Origin of the sequence: Lentilactobacillus fungorum (assembly GCF_016860605.1) — a bacterium.
In the GTDB taxonomy this organism is placed as follows: domain Bacteria; phylum Bacillota; class Bacilli; order Lactobacillales; family Lactobacillaceae; genus Lentilactobacillus; species Lentilactobacillus fungorum.
Genome location: NZ_BNJR01000016.1, coordinates 228,619 through 247,289, shown reverse-complemented (window position 1 = coordinate 247,289; position 18,671 = coordinate 228,619). Strand labels below are relative to the sequence as shown.

The following is an 18,671-nucleotide window of genomic DNA, read 5'->3' as shown; positions in this document are numbered from 1 at the left end:
ATTCTCGAGGATTTCCTTACGCCTCCCAATATAACGGATGTAAGCGCTAAAATATATAGTTTGAGGCTTGATAGACGTTGACAGAACAACGATGTATTTTGTTCCACCCTTGTTAACAAGTTACACGATACCGCCAAATCGCCATTCTTTTGACTTTATCCGCACTAATTGGCTTTAAACGCAAAAAGTGCTCCTTCAAAGCGGCCTTGATTCTTCCAACCAAAGTAAGGCGCTTGAAGGAGCATTTATTGACTTATATTAATTTCAAATCACGATTTTAAATTTTACCAACCAACTTTGTCCCAGGCTTCAATGTCTTTTCACCCGGCTGCCAATTAGCTGGGCAAACCCGATCACCATGTTCGGCAACAAATTGAGCCGCTTCTAAGGTTCGCAATACTTCTTGGGCATTGCGACCAATTCCCATATCATTAATCGTGTAAGAACGAACCGCACCATCAGGATCGATGATAAAGACCCCGCGGTAAGCTTGGCCGGCATCTTCATCCAACACTTCAAAGAACCGAGCTAATTTACCGGCCGGGTCAGCTAACATTGGATATTGAACTTTACCAACTTCTTCGCTTTGTTCGTGCCAAGCCTGATGAACAAATTCGGTATCCTCTGAAACCGAATAAATTTCGGCCCCGGCCTTTTTAAACGCATCATAATTATCCGCCAAATCACCTAGTTCGGTTGGGCAAACAAACGAAAAGTCTGCTGGATAGAAAAATATAATCGACCAATGGCCCAATAGGTCTTTTTTAGTAACTGGTTTGACCTCGCCATCTTGATAAGCATTAACCTTAAAATCGTCAATCTCTTTGCCAATAAAATTCATTTTGCGATCCCTCCACTATGTGTATTAATGATCCAATTCCAGTGTAAGATATTCTCGCAACGTTTTCAATAACGATTCTAAAGTAATACTGATTATTACACACTATATTTTGCTGTGATGTTATATTAAAGCTTTCGTTTACGAAACATCAAGTAGGTCACCAATTTATATTTGATCGGCAGTAAGTGCATTTTAAAATCAAGAATGATTATTAACCATGATTACTAATCATCAAAGAGCTCTTTGGCCAGACTAAATGCTGACCACGCTTTGGGCCAACCAGCATAAAAAGCTAAGTGCGTAATCAATTCAACCATTTCATCTTTGGTAACGCCATTTTGCTTGGCAATCTTCATATGTGATTTCAACTGAGGAAATAACCCTTGAGACATCAAGCTCGCACAAGTAATCATACTGCGATCACGGGCAGATAGCTTGGATTCTCGTGACCAAACCTCGCCAAACAAAACATCATCATTTAACTCAGCGAACTTCGGGGCAAAATCCCCTAAGTTGTCTCGACCCGCTGTTTGTTTCTTTGCCATTATTTTGTTACCTCCAATTGATCATAAAGTTCATCTGAAACTGGTTCCAACCATTCTGGAGTTCCCGCCGTAATTGCGATATGCGAGAACCAACTGTCCTTGGTCGCCCCGTGCCAATGTTTAACCCCGTCATGGGTGACTACGACGTCGCCGGGGACTAAATGTCGTGCCGGCATGCCGGCTTCTTGATACCAACCTTCACCACCCGTTACCAATAAAATTTGAAAGCCATCATGGTGAATATGCCAGTTATTTCGACACCCCGGCTCAAAGGTAACGTTACTGACGCCGACCGTGACATCGGGATCGTTAACTAAAGACTGGAGATAACTTTGACCTACAAAATACTTTGCATAGGCGTCATTTTGTTTACCTGCTGGAAAAATAATTCCGTTTTGAACGTTTGCGTTCTTCGTCATATAATGCGTTCCTTTCTAGGCTTGCTTGGTTGGATAAATCGTAAACTCATTTACATTAACATCTTCTGGTTGGTCAACCGCAAAATTAACTACCCGAGCAACCGCTGCTGGACTGATGCCAACCGAATTGTACAAGCTATCCATTCCAGCCCGTGTCTTTTGATCAGTAATTGTGTGCAGCAATTCCGTGTTAATGGCTGCCGGATAAAGGGTTACCGTGCGAATATTGGTGCCTTCTTGGGCACTTTCCATCCGAATAACTTCCATTAAGTTTCGGACTGCAAACTTAGTCGCGCCATAAATGCCCGCCCCCGGAAAGCTTTTGAGGCCGGCGACTGAAGAAGTCGTGATAATTTGGCCGTGCTTTTGACTGGTAAAGATTGGCATCACTGCAGCAATGCCATTTAATACCCCTTTCAAATTAATATCGATCATGGCCTGCCACTCATTAATGTGAAGCGCACTGATTGGAGAACTTGGCATAATTCCGGCATTGTTAAAGATGACATCAAGGCCACCAAACCGATCTTTTGCTAGTTGTACCAACGCCTGCATTTGCTCTGGTTGAGTGACATCCGTAACCTGGTATGCCGCTTGACCGCCGCCGGCAATAATTTGGTCAGTGATCTCTTTTAATCGGGCTTCTCGTCGAGCGCCGATGACAACCTTAGCCCCATTTTTCGCAAGTAATTTAGCTGAAGCTTCCCCAATTCCTGATGAAGCGCCTGTAATGATAACTACTTTGCCTTGAACACTCATTTAAATTCCTCCTTGGATTCTTAATGTCAAATTTAACTTTACAAACATCAGGTTACAACTTAAAGTGGACTTTAAGTCAATCACTTATTTCAAAAAAATTGGAGGGAATCCAGATGCCAGCAATTAAAATTGAACCAAGCTATTCCATCGGCGAATTTGCCGATTTAGTCCATTTATCTGCACCCACAATTCGTTATTACGAAAGCCAAGGCCTCCTGAAAGCCAGAAGGACCACGAATGGCCGCCGCTACTTTACTACCGCAGATATCAAATGGGTCAAATTTCTATTACATCTCAAGGGAACTGGCATGAGCATTAGTGACCTGAAACAATATGTGACCTGGCGGGCAATGGGTGACGGGACCATTCCAAACAGATTAGCCCTCTTGGAAAAAACTCAAGCCGATTTCACGAAAAAATACCGAGAAGTCCAGCATCACTTAGAAATTTTAACTGACAAAATTAACTGGTATCGGCAAAAAGAAGCTGGCAAAACAGCTGGTCGAGAGCCATTTGCCGATTACCTAGAGAAACTGGGTCACGAAGAATAGTGACCGCCAACTTTTTCTTTACAAACGCTTTCAGTAACTTTAAAGTATACTTAAAGAGGTTTATTAACAGGATTGGAGACAGAGGCATGGCAAATACCAATTCAGATCATGGCTATACATTAAGTGAATTCTCAAGAATCGTTGACTTACCGATTCCCACTATTCATGCTTATGAGCGTCAGCGAATTATCAAAGCTCACGATAGTCAAAGTGGTCGGCGGGTTTTTACCGACGAAGACGTCGATTGGGTTAAGTGTCTGGTTCATCTAAAAGCCGCCGGCATGAGCCTAAAAGATATTCAAGAGTATGTTGCTTGGCAGGATCTCGGTGATCAAACCATTCCAAACCGGGTCTCCTTATTAGAGCGAACCCGGGACGAGTTTATCAAAAAAAATCAACGAATCTTACAGCATCTCCAAGTTGTTGACGATCGGATTGCTTGGTATCAAGCCAAAGAATCCGGCGAATCCGTTGGCAATGAACCCTTTTCACAGTACGTGAAGGACCGGGGTCATACAGAGTAAGTCAAATTCTAGCCGTATCTTAAATACCAATCGTAAACGGGCCTAAAAGCAATTAACATCATGCTTTTAGGCCCGTTTACGATTGGTCATTATTGATAAACAACCATCGCTCCCAAATATCCAAATGAATTAGAAAATTTAATACTGACCACGTGGAGACTTGGATCATCTAAAAAATGATTGACTTTTTTATCTAATCCCTTTTGCCCCATTGCTGTAAATGTTTTGACTTTCATCATTTACTTCGTCTCCTTTCGATACTCTCCAAACAAATAAATCGCCGCAGCAATCATCGCAAAGGCGTATTTATATAGCTTAAACTGATTTACCAGATACGTTGACGGAAAGATAATCTCACAAATGATGACTACCACAAACGCAATTGAGGTTGCTTTTAAATACACGCCCGTTGTTCGCTCATCTGAATCACCAAGCCGTCGAACCAATACCCAGACCATGATGAGCGACAACACAAGGAGAATCATTCCGGTGCCAACCAAAATATTAAAATTATCGCTATCCTTATCAGCCCATAACTTAATCGGATAAAATAGCCAGGCTGGAATATCTGAAATTGATTTAATGTTCATCGGTTTCATCTCCTTTTGCGTAACTAAAAATGTCCGTGATTGGGACATCAAAGTAATTGGCAATCCTAAAGGCCAACTTGAGCGACGGCGAATAATTGCCCTTCTCCATCACTAAAATGGTCTGCTTGCTGACACCAACCGCATCCGCCAATTCCTTTTGGGATAGGTGGCTCAACACTCGGTATTCATATACCTTATTGATGATTTGATCATCGTCAAATTTCTTTCTACTCATTTCCCCACCTCACCTTACAGCCCTATCGTACATCTTAGTTTTATAAAAGTAAAGTATTATTTACCTTATATAAAATTTAGTTAACAAAAAATGGGGATAATTACCACTTTGATCCCATAATTTAACCAAAAAAGCCAACCAGCCCAACCTATCTTTATAAGAGAACACAGTAAAACCCCTTGAATTAGATTTCTCCAATTCAAGGGGTTCAGTTCTGGAATGGTTGGTTTTCTGAGTTAAATGGCAAAAATTAGCCATCGTCGCAGCTTTTAGCTTTTCCAAATATGAGAAAACCATCAGTCAAAAAACGCTTTGGGCTTCCTCACTTTACGACACTTACTGCTCTTGTTTATAGACATACTGGCGGGTCATCGGCAGCCCAGTGCCGCTTGGCGCGTTTGTCAGCAAATACTGCATGACATCAATGTTGCCAGCCTCAAACGACGCTGCGCTTGCTTGCAGATACATCGACCACATTCGAGAGAACGGCACGCCGTACTTCTTTTGAACCTTGTCAATCACCTTGACGTAGTTGGCATACCACATCTCCAAAGTCTTTTGATAATGGCGGCGGAGTGGTTCCAAGTCAGTTAATTGCAGTTGGGCATCCATAATATGCGTCAGGTTTTCAGCAACGTTTGGAATATAGCCACCGGGGAAAATATACTTGTTCAAGAATGGGTCAACGCCGGCGCCAACGTGTTGACCAGTGATTCCATGAATGAGGGCGCGGCCATCCGGCTTCAAGAAATCTTTAACTTTCTTGAAGTATAAGCCTAAGTTTTCCTTGCCAACGTGTTCAAACATCCCAACAGATGTCACGTAGTCAAATTTATCGTTAACTTCTCGATAGTCTTCCAGTAAAACGTCCACTTTACCTTCCAAGTGACGCTTTTGGATCTGGTCTTTTGTATAATCGTATTGTTCTTGGCTCAAAGTAATTCCAGTTGCGTTCAAGCCAAATTCTTCGGCTGCCATGAACAATAAGGTTCCCCAGCCGCTGCCAATATCTAGCAGGCGTTTACCAGCGATGGGATTTAATTTGTGCAGGATATGACGATCTTTATTGATCTGAGCTTGTTCCAGGGTATCATCGTCGTGTTCGAAATAAGCACAGGAATAAGTCATTGATTTATCCAACCACATTTGGTAGAAATCATTGCCAATATCATAGTGGCTTTGGATATCCTTTTCGCTTTCCTTTTCGGAATGGGAAATTTTTGGCAAGTGTTTGAGGAATGGATTGTTTGTCAAAAAGCTACCCGATTGGCGAAAGGCGGAAGCGACTAATTCTTGAATGCTGCCCTCAATTTCAATATCACCGTTCATATAAGCTTCAGCCAATACTAAAGTCGGCTTTGACGTCATTTCTTTAATTGGGATTTCCTTTTTGATTTCAATTTTAACCTCGGGCTCCCCATCGCCATACGATTCAGTCTTGCCATTCCAGTAGGTAACCGAAACTGGAATGTCGAACGCTCGACTTAATAATTCCCGATAAACCGTTTTTTCTAACATCAAATAACCTCCAGCAAAATATGATAATAGATACAGTGTAACGCTTATAGGGGTTATAAAAGCAACCCCAAATTAAAAATAAATATCAAAAAACACTTTGTCCAAAAATATTCTACACCCGTTCAACTAAAAAGCGACCGTTAACTATTTAGAATCTTGATCATCCTTATTAATTTTAGCTGGAACAAGCTTAAATTGCGTTCCATCATCATAGACAACCGCGTATAATAATTTATCTTTGTCTTCATCAAAGTAGCCTAAATTAATCGCGGGATGGTTGTCATAAGTATCCACGTCTTCGAATCGATCAAAAATGATCTCTCGAACCAATTTCAACACGTTGTTTTTGGCCGCGGCTTTTTCTGCGGCGACTGCCAGCGTATACCCTTGATCTAAAAACAACTTAATCTGATAAGCCTTAATCAACATACTATAACTAAACTTTCGGTTTTGGTTCTTACCTTGCTTACTGGTGATATAGCCTTTGCGCTCCCAATAACGTAACTTGGTTTGGGAAATACCGGTTGCTCGGGAAACATCTCCCAATCCCATATACCAAGCGTTATCTTTTACAATTTCAGCTAATTTTCGTTTGAATTCTTTATCCACTTCAATTCCTCATTTCTAATGATCGGAACCTGTAATTGGTTTCATTGGCCTTAAATCGGCATTCTAATTATAAGATTGTCTATAATGCATCGACTATTTATTAACACTAAGTATATATTCTTAAATATCGTTGTCAAGATAGTTGACAATCGTTTCAAATAATCTTATATTAGTCAGGAATCGTTTTTGAAGGAAATTTAATTTTGAAGTAAAGAAGGTAATAACTCGTGGCAAACGCGGTAGACGAAAACGGGAAGTCATATAATCGAGGATTAATGATCGTTGTCATTTTGATCGGCACATTTTGTACTGTTCTGAATCAGACCATCCTGTCAACGGCTTTTCCAACCATTATGAAGGCATTTGATGTTTCAACTTCAACTGTTCAGTGGCTCACCACCGGTTTTATGATGGTCAATGGGATTATGATCCCAATTAGTGCTTGGTTAAGCACAAGGTTCAATTCTAAAATGCTCTATATTACGGCAATGACAACGTTCTTTATTGGCACGATTGTCTGCTACACTGCGCCGACTTTCGCTATGCTACTCATTGGGCGATTAATTCAAGCGTTGGGCGTTGGTGTCACCATGCCATTGCTTCAAACCATTATGCTGTCAATCTTTCCGCCAGCAAAACGCGGGACAGCCATGGGCCTAGCCGGAATCGTCATTGGCTTGGCACCAGCCATTGGCCCGACCCTTTCAGGCTGGGTGATTGACAATTGGACGTGGCGGGATTTATTTGGCATGATTTTGCCACTTTTATTACTCGTCATCTTGGCTAGCTTCTTCTTTGTTAAGAGCGTCCTTCCCAACAGAAAGGTTGGCACTGACTTGGCATCAATCGTTATGTCAACGGTTGGCTTTGGAAGCTTGCTTTACGGTTTTTCATCCGTTGGTGAAGACGGCTGGGGCAGCACTTCTGTTATCAGCACTTTAATTATCGGCGTCATTTTCATCAGTTTATTTATCTGGCGTCAATTTAAAATGGAAAAGCCATTTTTGGAATTCCGAGTTTATCGCTCTGTTCCCTTTACCATCTCAGCTATTCTCAGTTCGGTAACGATGATGGCCATGGTGGGCGTTGAAATGGTGATCCCATTGTATTTGCAGATCGTCAAAGGCATGTCAGCGTTTGAATCTGGATTAACGTTACTGGCTGGTGCTTTAATGATGGGAATTATGAGTCCCATCACCGGCCGGGCAGTTGACCGATTTGGTGCTAAACGACTGTCAATTATTGGCATGTTCTTCTTAACTTTGGGTTCAGTACCCTTTATTTTCATCACCAAGAACACCTCAACGATCTACATTGTGTTCTTCTACGCTGTTCGGATGTTTGGGATTTCAATGTCAATGATGCCGGCAACGACTGTTGGGATGAATTCTTTACCTCTGAACTTGTTAAGTCACGGAACGGCGGTAAACAACACCCAGCGCCAAATTGCCAGCTCAGTTGGGACGGCGGTTTTGATTAGTATTTTAACCAACGTCACCAATAACAATATGCCTGCCAAACATTTGCTAAGCACAAATCCCCTTCATTACCAAACCAACGCCATCAACGCAACCTTGAGTGGTTATCACGCGGCCTTTTTGATTTCGCTGATCTTCTGCTTGTTGGCACTTATCACCGCGTTCTTCTTGAAAAATCGCGGTCATTCAACTGACTACACCAAGGCAGGAGGCGAAGATTAATGATATTAGCAGCTCTTTCAATCAGTGTCATCCTTGGCTTTGTTTTCTTTGTTTATATTGAGAATAAAACCTGGAGTAATCTTTTAACGGCCATCGCCATTATTGGGGCCGTGTTGTCAACCTTCTACATTGTTAAAAATGATCACGACCATTACGGTATGAAACAAGTTACCCAAACGACGAGTCGCCGAATTTATTCAGTTGGTCAGTCTAAACAGATGCAAATGATTTTGTATCAACCTGTCGGCTCAGCTAATAAAAAGCAGGTTTACATCTATCAAAAATCGGCAGATACCAAGAAAAAGTCCCATACAAGAGCTAAAGACGATACCTCCAACAAGGTTGTCCGCACCAGTGGCCAATCACGGCTCGTTACCAAGACAACCCGTTGGCAATACAAAGATAACACGGCTAAATTATGGTTTGGAATTGCCGATGAAGGTCATCATTTGATTAAACAAAAGAATACGTTCTACATCAATCAAAACTGGCTAGTTCTCTCAACAACGCAAGCCAAAGCGCTCCAAAAGAAAATGGCGGACAAAACTTATCAAGCTAAATTAAAAGCAGCTGGAAAGGCCTTTGTCGAAAAGCAAGTGATGGCTGCCATGAAGAAAGCTCCAACGATGACAGCTAACCAACGTGCTAAGATTGCCAAACAAGCTCAAGCGCAGTTCCAAGCTCAAGCTATTAAACAACTAATTAGCCAGCTTAAATAATGCTTTTACCAAAAAAGATCTGAAATCTTCAGGTCTTTTTTTCTTATTTCAGAGTTGCGGCTACCCCCAATGCCGTGCTATAGTCAGTTTAATGATTGTACACAATCGATTTATCGGCGATCACTTGACTAAATTTCAACTATTTCTTAAATGTTTCAAACTTAAAGGAAGTGCATAAAATGGCAACAATTTACGATTTTACCGAAACTGAAATGAGCGGCAATCCCATTAACTTTGACCAATACAAGGGAAAAGTACTCCTCATTGTGAACACCGCCAGCAAATGTGGCTTAGCTCCCCAGCTTGAAGGCTTGGAAAAATTGTATAAAGATTATCATGAACAAGGCTTAGAGGTCCTTGGCCTACCATCTAACCAATTTCATCAAGAACTTGATAGTGATGAGGCAACTAGTGACTATTGCAAATTACACTACGGGGTCACCTTCCCAATGACCACCCACGTAAAAGTCAACGGTGACGGCGAAGACCCCCTATTTACCTACCTCAAAAAAACAGCTGGCCACGGCCGAATCAAATGGAACTATACCAAGTTCCTGATTGGCAAGGACGGCAATGTGCTTGCGCGGTTTGCCCCAACGACTAAACCGGAGAAAATTGAGCCGGCCATTAAGGCTGCCCTGGGGCTTGACTAATCAATCAGCAATATTTTAAGCCACCAAAAAACATCTTCAAAGCTGTGAGTTTTTGATAACGACACTTTGAAGATGTTTTTTTAGTTAGCCGATTTTTCTTGAAAACTTCTTGAATCCAAATAACTTGTCAATCCGCGGATAATACTCAGCTGGAATATTTAGATCAATCGCTTTAAGGTTGTTTTTTAATTGGGCCGGTTTACTGGCGCCAGTGATCAAACTTGAAATTCTCGGGTCCCTTAATGCCCAAGCCAACGCAAACGTTGATAGATCGGTTCCCAATTCAGCGGCCATTTTAATTAAAGCTTCAACCTTGTCTAGATTATCTGCTGTTAAAAGCGCCTTAATCTGGCCCTGATAAGTTGCTCGCGAGCCGGCTGGAATTTGGTGACCCTTACGATATTTCCCCGTCAGCAAGCCTTGGGAAAGCGGCGAAAATGGCACCACGCCCAGGCCAAGCTTACCGCAAACATCCAACAATTCATGCTCAATGTAGCGATCAAACATATTGTATTGTGGTTGAACGACTGCCATTGGATGCAAACCACGCTCTTGAATAATTAATTGCGCTTCTAAAATCTGTACCGGCCGCCACTCACTGACGCCATAATAGAGAACTTTGCCCTGGTCCACTAAATCACTTAAGGCCTGCAACGTTTCTGCCAGTGGTGTTTGGGGATCAAATCGATGACAAAAATACAAATCCAAGTAATCTGTCTGCATGTTTGTTAACGATGTGTCGATGGATTCCATGATGTGCTTGCGGGATAACCCCCGATCGTTTACCCCATCACCGGTTGGGAAAAAGACCTTACTAGATAAAACCAGTTCTTTTCTGGGGAACTGCTTGAGTGTTTTACCAAGAAATTGTTCCGCAGCACCACCACTATACGCATCCGCGCAATCAAAAAAGTTAATCCCATTTTCGTATGCTAATCGAATACTTTGAGCCGCCAAATCCTGCTTAGCCGGTTCGCTGACATCCGTCATCCAACTTCCTAATGCCAACTCGCTGACTTGCAATCCTTGTTTACCTAAATGCCGATAGTTCATCTTAATTGCTCCTCCTCATATTCACTAAGGACGATAATCAGTCCTTGTTTACCTTACCCTAGCACCTCAAGTATACTTGAGGTAAAGCCATTCTTTAAGGAGCTTACTATGAAAACTTATACAATCGCGCAAACCGCTGCTAAATTTAATTTGTCGATCCCTACTTTAAGGTATTACGAAGCAATCGGCCTACTCCCTAACGTTGCCCGGAATGGTAAAAACCGGGCGTACAGCCAAACCAATTTTGACCGACTAGCGGCCATTTGTTGTTTCAAAAATACTGGCATGACCTTAAAAGACCTACAAACCTTATTTCAATACGAAGATCAGGACCACGACCTCAATGACGTCATCGATTTATTACGAACTCACTGCCAACGAATAGATGACCAATTAGTTTTGTTGAGGGACAATCAGCGGCACATTCGCCGAAAACTTCAATACTACACAGATATTCGTGACGCCCAGATTAATCATCAGCCCCATCCCGATTGGCAAGATTATCCGCTCAGCCGATTCTAGTTATTCCCGGGCTAACGTTTCGGCAAATACGTTCAAAAAACGTTCCAATTCAGCGTGCTTGCCAATCGTAATTCGAATATGATTTGGATAGCCCCATGGCGTACAATCACGCACGATCACGCCGCGCTTCATGAGTTCTTCACAGATTTCGGTCGCACTTGGCACATCATCTGGCAGCTTGGCGAAGATAAAGTTTGCTTGCGAAGGCGCTACTGAGCATCCCAAGATTTCAAGTGACTCAATCAACCCTTCGCGATCACCTTGAATTTTTGCCAGCGTTGATTGCGCCTGAGCCTGATCAAACTGGAGCGAAGCAATGGCGCCTGCTAGCGCAATTCGGCTCGTATTAAACGGTTCCGTCACAGTATCGTAAGCTTGGATGACCTTCGGCGCCGCTAACAGATAAGCCAGCCGTGCCCCTGCCAAACCATAGAATTTCGAAAAGGTTCGCAGCACAACTAGGCGTTTGTTGCCAATCAATTTCGTGAGATCTGGAATGGCCCCCTCGTCGGCAAACTCCGCGTATGCTTCATCAACCACTACCCACACGTGATCGGGTAATTGGTCAATGAATTGTCGAAGCTCTTGGGCATTAACCACTGTCGCCGTTGGGTTATTGGGATTGCATAACCAAATTAATTTGGTTTGCTTAGTCACTTTAGCAGCAAATTGGTCCAAATCAAATTGAAAGTGATTGGTTAATGGAATTTCAATCACTTTGGCCCCCATTAATTTAGAAGCTTCTCGATACAAACGATACGACTGCTTGGCAATCAAAACTTCATCGCCAGTATTCAAGACCATCTTGGCAATATTTTCAATCAGGTTACCCGCGCCACTTCCCAACGCGACGTTTTCTGGCTGCAAGCCGACATGTTGGGCGATCACTGCTTTCATTTGAATAAAATCGTCTTCTGGATAACGATTTGATGTCGTCACGCTTCTAATCATTGCCTGCTTGGCGTGGTAATACGGGCCATAGGGATTTTCATTAGAGCCTAACTTAATCACTGCCTTTAAGCCGTATCGCCGTTTAACCTCAGCCTCGGTTTCTCCTTGAATATATGGATGGACCTCGTTAACTTCTTTTCTGAATGCTTTATCAAATTTTGCCATCAAACTTCCCCCATTCCATGTTCTTATCGTAACGCGATTAGGGACAGATGGACACAAAATGGCTCTCCCAATAGTCAGGAGAGCCATTTTGACAACCTCATTAATTTCAAGGTTACCTTAGGATTATTGAGTTAATGCAACTACTTAAACTGCAGGTTATTTTTCAATTGTTACAGTTTCCATTACCACATCTTCTTTTGGCTTATCAGCGTCATTGCGATCAACTTGGCTAATTGCTTTAACAACATCCATGCCACTAATCACTTGGCCAAAGACCGTGTGTCTAAAATCAAGCCATGGCGTGCCACCATTCTTATACGCATCAATAATCGCTTCTGGATAACCGGCTGTTTTCATTTGCTGAACCATGCCATCGTCAACGTGTTCATTCGTTACAATAAAGAACTGGCTGCCGTTCGTATCAGGACCTGCATTGGCCATTGATAAAGCGCCATTAATATTAAATAACTCGGGCGAAAATTCGTCAGCAAAATTGCCGCCAAAACTGCTTTGGCCGCCAGCGCCAGTTCCGGTTGGATCGCCGCCTTGGATCATAAAATCAGGAATTACCCGGTGGAAAGTAACACCGTTATAGTAGCCCTTTTCAGCTAAGGCAACAAAGTTCTCAACGGTTTTGGGGGCTTGTTCCGGAAATAACTGCACCACAATTTCACCATGGTTGGTGACAATTGTTGCTTTGGGGCCCTTCGCATGTTCTAAGTCTAATTGAGGTAACGTCATTATTTTTCTCCTTTGTTGGTTCATTCTTACATACTGACAAAGCTTATCATACCTGCCTTGGAAAGTCAGCGAAAAAGAAGTGATTTATCAACAATTTTGATCGCAATTACGTTAGAATTGACTTGTATAAATTTTCACGAAGATGGGGTAACATTAAAATGAAAGTCAATCAAGCACATTGGCGACGTAATATCTATTTGTTTTTAGCTAGCCAGTTCCTAACTGGAATCACCAGTATGATTGTCCAATACGCAATTATCTGGTATCTCACTAAAAAGACCGGCTCCGCTACAATTCTAAGCATCGCAACCATTTTAGGCATGCTGCCAATGGTTATTCTAAGCCCATTTGTGGGTCCGTTAGTTGACCGCTGGAACAAAAAGGGCTTACTGATTTTTCCTGATGTATTCGCTGCCTGTTTTGCGATCATCCTGTCAGTTTCGGCAACGGTTTTTCACGTTTTTCCAATCTGGCTGATTTTTATTTCCCTATTAATGCGCTCCTGTGCCCAAACTTTTCAAATGCCAACGATTCAATCAGTCATGCCCACCATGGTCCCGGACAAAGAACTCACCCGCATGAATGGTCAGCTGGGGATGGTTCAATCCGCCAATATGATTATCGCTCCGGCGTTTGGCGCGTTCTTATTTGCGCTTATCCCAATTCAATATTTAATTTTACTCGACGTATTAGGCGCCTTCATCGGGATTTGCATTTTGGTTTGGGTTCAGATTCCCAATAACGAAAAAATTGATCAGCCGATGGAAATACTGCATAACACCAAATTGGGGATTCGACAGCTAACCGGTAATAAGGGGCTTTGGTACATTACGTTGATTGGGGCGGTATTTACCCTCACCTACATGCCAGCAGCCAGCATGTATCCACTTATGACGATGAAATACTTCCAAGGTACCGTCAGCCAAGCCGGTCTGATTGAGGCCATTTACTCTAGCGGCATGTTTATTGGCGGTGCAATTATTGGCGTCTTTGGCAAGTGGCAGAACCGAATGAAACCAGTTATTATCGCCTTTTTCTTAGTGGGCATTCCAACTGGAATCAGTGGGATTCTCCCGGGCAATCAAACTGGCTTTTTATGGTTCGCCCTGCTAAACGTGATTGAAGGAATCGCGACCCCATTTTTCACTACCCTCTTGATGGCGATGATTCAGCAGAGTTATCCGCCAAAAGAATTGGGGCGGGTCCTTGGTGTTCTAAATTCTCTCTTAAACCTGGCGGGACCAATTGGCTTAGTCTTCGCCGGCCCATTGGCGGACATCATTGGAATTGAACGCTTATTTGTCATTGCTGGGATTGGCGCCGCGGTTTGTGGAATCATCGCCACCTTAATGCCTATCACCAGACTATATGACGTTCGTTTGCACCAAAAGTTGAAGAAACAGTCACAGCAGACTTCCAAGAAGCAGGAAAATGCTTGAGTTAAAGCGGGGCTATAAAGTTAAAATCATCAACTTTATAGTCCCGCTTTAAATTGTGATCAATTTCTTGATACAGCAGATCGCAGATTTTGTGCGTCCATAATTGTCCGCAATATTACATGGTTAATGGCCGCCTAGGATCGAAATAATTTAATCCTTGGAGTCTCGTCCAATTTTTGGGCTTTTGCTTCACTTACTTTTTCTAGGACAGCTGCGCAAAGCAGAAAGCTGCACCTAAGGCCACTTGCCCAAAAATCCAAGCCCGGGATTTCCGGCCAAGTCGCCTTAGGCTCCGCTTTCTAACCGCTTTGCTTCGCTCACTTTTTTAGGCCGTCGTTACCTTCTTTGCCGTCAGACCCATTGCGTTGATCGCCACAATAATCGTTGACATTGCCATCACGGCAGCGCCCACTGCTGGGTCAAGAACAATTCCTGCAAAGGCTAAGATTCCAGCAGCCAGCGGAATTGCCACGATATTGTAACCAGCTCCCCACCAAAGATTTTGAACCATTTTACGATTCGTTAATTTGGCGAGGTCCAAAAAGTGTAAAATATCACTCGGCTCTGATTTAACCAAAATGACATCGGCAGAATCAATGGCAACATCAGTGCCGGCACCAATCGCGACACCAATATTAGCGGCAGCTAGGCTTGGCGCATCGTTCACACCATCGCCAACCATCATGACCCGATTACCTTTGGCTTGGTAGTCGGCCACAATTTTTTGTTTATCATTCGGCAATAAGCCAGCGTGAAAGTCACTTAAGCCCAGTAAAGCCGCAACATGATCCGCCGCCTTTTGATTATCTCCAGTTAGCATCACCGGGGTAATACCACGCTGCTTAAGCCCATTAATTAAGGCTTTAGCACTGTCTTTGATAGTGTCACCTTCAGCTACCATCCCTCGAACTTGTTGATCGCGTAGTAAGAAACTGACCGAATTGCCTTTTTCAGCCCACTGGTCAGCGGCGGCCTGGTCAAACGCAATCCCTTGCTTGGTCAAATAATTACCATTAGCAATCAGATAAGTTTGCCCGTCAATGTCCCCGGCAATTCCAACTCCAGGGATGTTTTTCGAGTTGGCAGCCGCCGCAAACGTGATTGACTCCTCCTGGGCTTTTGCAATAATTGCCTGGGCCAGCGGATGAGTTGAGTTGCTTTCCAGAGCTGCCAATTGACCGAGTAACGTCTTTTCGTCAACATCATGGGCTGGTATCAATGCGTTAACGGTAAATTTGCCCTCCGTTAACGTGCCCGTTTTATCCAATAACACATGACTAATGTGCTGACTGGCTTCAATGGCTTGTCGATTACGAACCAATAGGCCATTTTGGGCACCAATTGATGTTGATCGTGAAACGACCAGGGGGATCGCCAACCCCAGTGCATGGGGACAAGCAATCACAAATACCGTCACCATTCGTGTCATTGCCGTTTCAAGTCCTTGCGGCAGCCAGCCAAAGAAGGCCACGATGCCAATCAGAAAGGCCGCGTAAAACAGATATTTGGCGACTAGATCGGCTTTATCTTCCGCTTTAGATTTAGATTGTTGGGCGCTTTGCACCATCTTCATGACTTGAGACAAATAACCGGAATCCCCCGTACCACTAATTTTGACAGTCAGGGTGCCATTGTTATTAGTGGCACCACCAATTACCTGATCACCAACGTTTTTAACGACTGCCGCAGATTCTCCGGTCACTAACGCTTCGTTGACGGTTGACTGCCCCTCGGTAATGGTCCCATCGGCTGGAATGCTTTCGCCCGAACGAACTTGAAAGGATTGGCCAACTTGAAGGTCTGACACCTTAACATCTCTAGTTTGACCATTTTCGGTTACCAAATGAGCCGTTTTAGGCAACAGTGCCGCCATCTTTTGTAAAGCATCGCCGGCGCCCATTAATGCATTCATTTCCAACCAATGTCCCAACAGCATAATCAGGATCAAGGTGGCTAATTCAAACGAGAAGTCCATGACGTGGTTAGTTGGACTCAAGAAATTATTTGCGATAAATGCGTATAAACTATAAAAATAAGAAACAGAAATGCCAAGAGTTACCAAAGTCATCATTTCAGGTGATTTATCTTGAATCTCTGCTTTAGCTCCCTTTAGAAACGGCATGCCACCATAAAAGTAAAGGGCGGAATCAAACGCAATAATGATGATCCCTTCAATAAGCGGCGCGTTAAAGTTTAGTAGGGAAACATTCAATCCCATAATGGGGGCTAACAGCAAAACTGGAATTGCCAAGACAACCGAAATCCAAAATTTTTGCTTCAAATTCCCCATATGCATCATCGAGCCGCCATGCATCATCATGTCGTTACTCATGTCCATCTTATCATCCATGTTCATTGAGTGATCCATTCCGGTCATCTGCATATCATGGTGAGCCATCTGCATTTGGTGATGATCTTTTGTTTGCATTTGGCCGTCATGGGACATATTCATTTCCGAATGCATCTGCATATGAGCATGGTTCATATCCATACCACCTTGGCGCATCTGGTCAGCCTGATGATGAACCGGTTTTTCTAATTTCGAACGCTTCATTTCATCGGCCATCTCATGGTCATCGGCATCTTGATTTGGATGCTTCATCTTCATCTGATTGTGTTGATCTTTCTTATTAGCCATCGTCATCAACCTCCTTACACATGTGATGTCCAGGCAAACAATTACATTCAACTTTTTCCGGTGCCGTTTTGGCTTTTTCAGCTAGGATCGACTGCAACTTTGCAATGTCGTTTTTCGATAACTCTCGACTTTCAATGACACTGGCAATGGTCGCGCCGGCCCGCATTGCGCACATGTGGTCGAACAAGTCGTTAGCAGCTGCAACCATTGAGGGTGCTTCCCCTACTTCAGCTTGATAAACAAACGGACGGGCCGCCCCAATTTTATTAACCGCTCCCTTTTCAATCAACCGGTGAAGGAGCGTTTTAGTTGTTGATGCAGACCAGCCCTTTAATCCAGCCATCGCGTCAATTAACTCTCGGCTGGTGGGCTTACCCATTGTCCAAAGGGCTCTCATCACTTCCCATTCAGAATCTGAAATTGTCACGTTTTTTGCATCAATCATATTATTATGCTCCTTTAATTATCGGCACATATCGGATACCATCTTTGTTGTTCACTCAATAATATTAATTTCACTTATCGGCTACGATTGTAAACCATCAAGTTACAAATGTAAACCAGAAGCTTATAAAAAAATACTGGCAATCTACCAGTATTTTTCAACAATCATTGTTATTTCATACTTGCGGCCATTCGAATGCCAACCGCATGGTCATTAGTCTTCAACGTGTAAATCACATTATTATCTTGCCATGAGATGGTTTGGTCTTGACCCGTTCCCACGCTAAACTTAATGCTTCCTTGAGTCTTTGGCGCTGGTAATGAATAGCTCTCAAACATCGTTACCATTGACGTTGCCAGTTGCTTCGGTGACGTATTGTTAAGCTTGCTGCCGTGAACATTGATCGACCAGTTACCTTCATTCCAAGAAATGTATTGCTGACCAGCACCACCTTGGGTATGGCCGGTAATCGAGTGACCAAGGTCAATCTTTGGCAAGCTGGCATTTTCCTTAGCGCTTGTATAGTCTAGGTTACTTTGAGCCGAACTTGATGAGGCATACGACTTCTTAGTTAACGTTGCGTAAGGCTGCTCTGACTTGAGGCTTGAATCATTTAACTGGAGCGGCTTGTTGCCTAAACTATAATAAATGGTACTGTTAGTAGCGTTCCCTTCATAACGAATATGGACCGCCTTAGCAGTTTGCCCAAGACCAGTTGATTGTGGTAACAACGTATTTGGCAATTTAGCAGCCAACTGCTTCGTTAATGAAGCAAAGTCATAACGGCCGTTAGTTGTCTGCGGGTTTTGACCTGTTTTGGATTGGATGGTACTTGAAGCCGTGCTGGCCTGGCTGCTTGAGCTTGAACTACTCTGAGTGGAAGTAGAACTGCTGGCACTTTTAGAGCTGCTGTTTTGCATATCCGTTTTGGACTCACTATTATTTCCTTTGCTGGAACTACTGCTATTGCCGCAACCTACGAGGATGAGACTGAGTAATAAAACGCCACCTAATTTGTATAACTTCATTGTTTACCTCCGTCGTTCATTTCTCT

General features: G+C 43.1%; 22 protein-coding genes. 7 read left to right on the top strand and 15 right to left on the bottom strand.

The features are described from left to right. Positions 1–277 precede the first annotated feature (277 nt). From ahpC to YK48G_RS10035, 4 genes are all read right to left on the bottom strand, one after another. A complete protein-coding gene (gene ahpC, locus YK48G_RS10050; RefSeq protein ID WP_203630583.1) occupies positions 278–841 on the bottom strand; it encodes an alkyl hydroperoxide reductase subunit C in 564 nt (187 codons plus the stop codon). 224 nt (positions 842–1,065) lie between these two features. Continuing rightward, entirely contained in the window at positions 1,066–1,386 is a 321-nt protein-coding gene (locus tag YK48G_RS10045) for a carboxymuconolactone decarboxylase family protein (RefSeq protein ID WP_203630582.1), read from the bottom strand. After that, a complete protein-coding gene (locus YK48G_RS10040) occupies positions 1,386–1,805 on the bottom strand; it encodes a cupin domain-containing protein (protein ID WP_203630581.1) in 420 nt (139 codons plus the stop codon). Before YK48G_RS10040 ends, YK48G_RS10045 begins: the two co-directional genes overlap by 1 nt. A gap of 15 nt (positions 1,806–1,820) precedes the next feature. After that, entirely contained in the window at positions 1,821–2,564 is a 744-nt protein-coding gene (locus tag YK48G_RS10035; protein ID WP_203630580.1) for an SDR family oxidoreductase, read from the bottom strand. A gap of 113 nt (positions 2,565–2,677) precedes the next feature. On the opposite strand from YK48G_RS10035, the gene YK48G_RS10030 reads away from it, so the two are divergent. Together YK48G_RS10030 and YK48G_RS10025 are read left to right on the top strand one after the other, a co-directional pair. Next, entirely contained in the window at positions 2,678–3,115 is a 438-nt protein-coding gene (locus YK48G_RS10030) for a MerR family transcriptional regulator (RefSeq protein ID WP_203630579.1), read from the top strand. Between the two features lie 86 nt (positions 3,116–3,201). Next, entirely contained in the window at positions 3,202–3,639 is a 438-nt protein-coding gene (locus tag YK48G_RS10025; RefSeq protein ID WP_203630578.1) for a MerR family transcriptional regulator, read from the top strand. A gap of 89 nt (positions 3,640–3,728) precedes the next feature. Here the strand turns inward: YK48G_RS10025 and YK48G_RS10020 are convergent, their stop codons facing one another. The 5 genes from YK48G_RS10020 to YK48G_RS10000 form a co-directional block, all read right to left on the bottom strand. After that, positions 3,729–3,878 carry a hypothetical protein gene (locus YK48G_RS10020; RefSeq protein WP_203630577.1) on the bottom strand — a complete coding sequence of 50 codons (150 nt, stop codon included), beginning with the start codon at positions 3,876–3,878 and terminating at the stop codon, positions 3,729–3,731. Continuing rightward, a complete protein-coding gene (locus tag YK48G_RS10015) occupies positions 3,879–4,229 on the bottom strand; it encodes a DUF2178 domain-containing protein (RefSeq protein WP_203630576.1) in 351 nt (116 codons plus the stop codon). Continuing rightward, a complete protein-coding gene (locus YK48G_RS10010; RefSeq protein WP_203630575.1) occupies positions 4,219–4,464 on the bottom strand; it encodes a helix-turn-helix transcriptional regulator in 246 nt (81 codons plus the stop codon). The genes YK48G_RS10015 and YK48G_RS10010 overlap by 11 nt, the downstream gene beginning before the upstream one ends. 336 nt (positions 4,465–4,800) lie before the next feature. Next, entirely contained in the window at positions 4,801–5,982 is a 1,182-nt protein-coding gene (locus YK48G_RS10005; RefSeq protein ID WP_203630574.1) for an SAM-dependent methyltransferase, read from the bottom strand. Positions 5,983–6,126: 144 nt separating this feature from the next. Next, positions 6,127–6,591 carry a MerR family transcriptional regulator gene (locus YK48G_RS10000; protein ID WP_232365347.1) on the bottom strand — a complete coding sequence of 155 codons (465 nt, stop codon included), beginning with the start codon at positions 6,589–6,591 and terminating at the stop codon, positions 6,127–6,129. 227 nt (positions 6,592–6,818) lie between these two features. On the opposite strand from YK48G_RS10000, the gene YK48G_RS09995 reads away from it, so the two are divergent. The 3 genes from YK48G_RS09995 to YK48G_RS09985 all read left to right on the top strand — a co-directional run bounded on the left by YK48G_RS09995 (position 6,819) and on the right by YK48G_RS09985 (position 9,663). Continuing rightward, complete coding sequence (locus YK48G_RS09995) at positions 6,819–8,291, top strand: MDR family MFS transporter (RefSeq protein ID WP_203630573.1); 1,473 nt, start codon at positions 6,819–6,821, stop codon at positions 8,289–8,291. Further along, positions 8,291–9,010: a DUF4811 domain-containing protein gene (locus tag YK48G_RS09990; protein ID WP_203630572.1), complete on the top strand. Its 720-nt coding sequence runs from the start codon at positions 8,291–8,293 to the stop codon at positions 9,008–9,010. The genes YK48G_RS09995 and YK48G_RS09990 overlap by 1 nt, the downstream gene beginning before the upstream one ends. Positions 9,011–9,189: 179 nt before the next feature. Continuing rightward, entirely contained in the window at positions 9,190–9,663 is a 474-nt protein-coding gene (locus YK48G_RS09985; RefSeq protein WP_203630571.1) for a glutathione peroxidase, read from the top strand. An 84-nt stretch (positions 9,664–9,747) separates the two neighbouring features. Here the strand turns inward: YK48G_RS09985 and YK48G_RS09980 are convergent, their stop codons facing one another. After that, positions 9,748–10,716, bottom strand: a complete 969-nt coding sequence (locus tag YK48G_RS09980) for an aldo/keto reductase family protein (protein WP_203630570.1) — start codon at positions 10,714–10,716, stop codon at positions 9,748–9,750. A 108-nt stretch (positions 10,717–10,824) separates the two neighbouring features. Between YK48G_RS09980 and YK48G_RS09975 the strand changes: the two genes are divergently transcribed. After that, positions 10,825–11,238 (top strand): MerR family transcriptional regulator, encoded by a 414-nt coding sequence (locus tag YK48G_RS09975; RefSeq protein WP_203630569.1) that lies wholly within the window; start codon positions 10,825–10,827, stop codon positions 11,236–11,238. On the opposite strand, the gene hisC is transcribed toward YK48G_RS09975, so the two are convergent. Beyond that, positions 11,239–12,354 (bottom strand): histidinol-phosphate transaminase, encoded by a 1,116-nt coding sequence (gene hisC / locus YK48G_RS09970; protein ID WP_203630568.1) that lies wholly within the window; start codon positions 12,352–12,354, stop codon positions 11,239–11,241. A 156-nt stretch (positions 12,355–12,510) separates the two neighbouring features. Continuing rightward, a complete protein-coding gene (locus YK48G_RS09965; protein ID WP_203630567.1) occupies positions 12,511–13,095 on the bottom strand; it encodes a peptidylprolyl isomerase in 585 nt (194 codons plus the stop codon). 158 nt (positions 13,096–13,253) lie between these two features. On the opposite strand from YK48G_RS09965, the gene YK48G_RS09960 reads away from it, so the two are divergent. Then, positions 13,254–14,534, top strand: coding sequence for an MFS transporter (locus YK48G_RS09960; protein ID WP_203630566.1), 1,281 nt, complete (start codon positions 13,254–13,256; stop codon positions 14,532–14,534). 325 nt (positions 14,535–14,859) lie between these two features. Here the strand turns inward: YK48G_RS09960 and YK48G_RS09955 are convergent, their stop codons facing one another. The 3 genes from YK48G_RS09955 to YK48G_RS09945 all read right to left on the bottom strand — a co-directional run bounded on the left by YK48G_RS09955 (position 14,860) and on the right by YK48G_RS09945 (position 18,645). Next, complete coding sequence (locus YK48G_RS09955; RefSeq protein ID WP_232365354.1) at positions 14,860–17,040, bottom strand: heavy metal translocating P-type ATPase; 2,181 nt, start codon at positions 17,038–17,040, stop codon at positions 14,860–14,862. Between the two features lie 124 nt (positions 17,041–17,164). Further along, positions 17,165–17,617, bottom strand: coding sequence for a CopY/TcrY family copper transport repressor (locus YK48G_RS09950; RefSeq protein WP_203630565.1), 453 nt, complete (start codon positions 17,615–17,617; stop codon positions 17,165–17,167). A gap of 170 nt (positions 17,618–17,787) precedes the next feature. Next, entirely contained in the window at positions 17,788–18,645 is an 858-nt protein-coding gene (locus tag YK48G_RS09945) for a hypothetical protein (RefSeq protein WP_203630564.1), read from the bottom strand. Between the last annotated feature and the right edge of the window lie 26 nt (positions 18,646–18,671).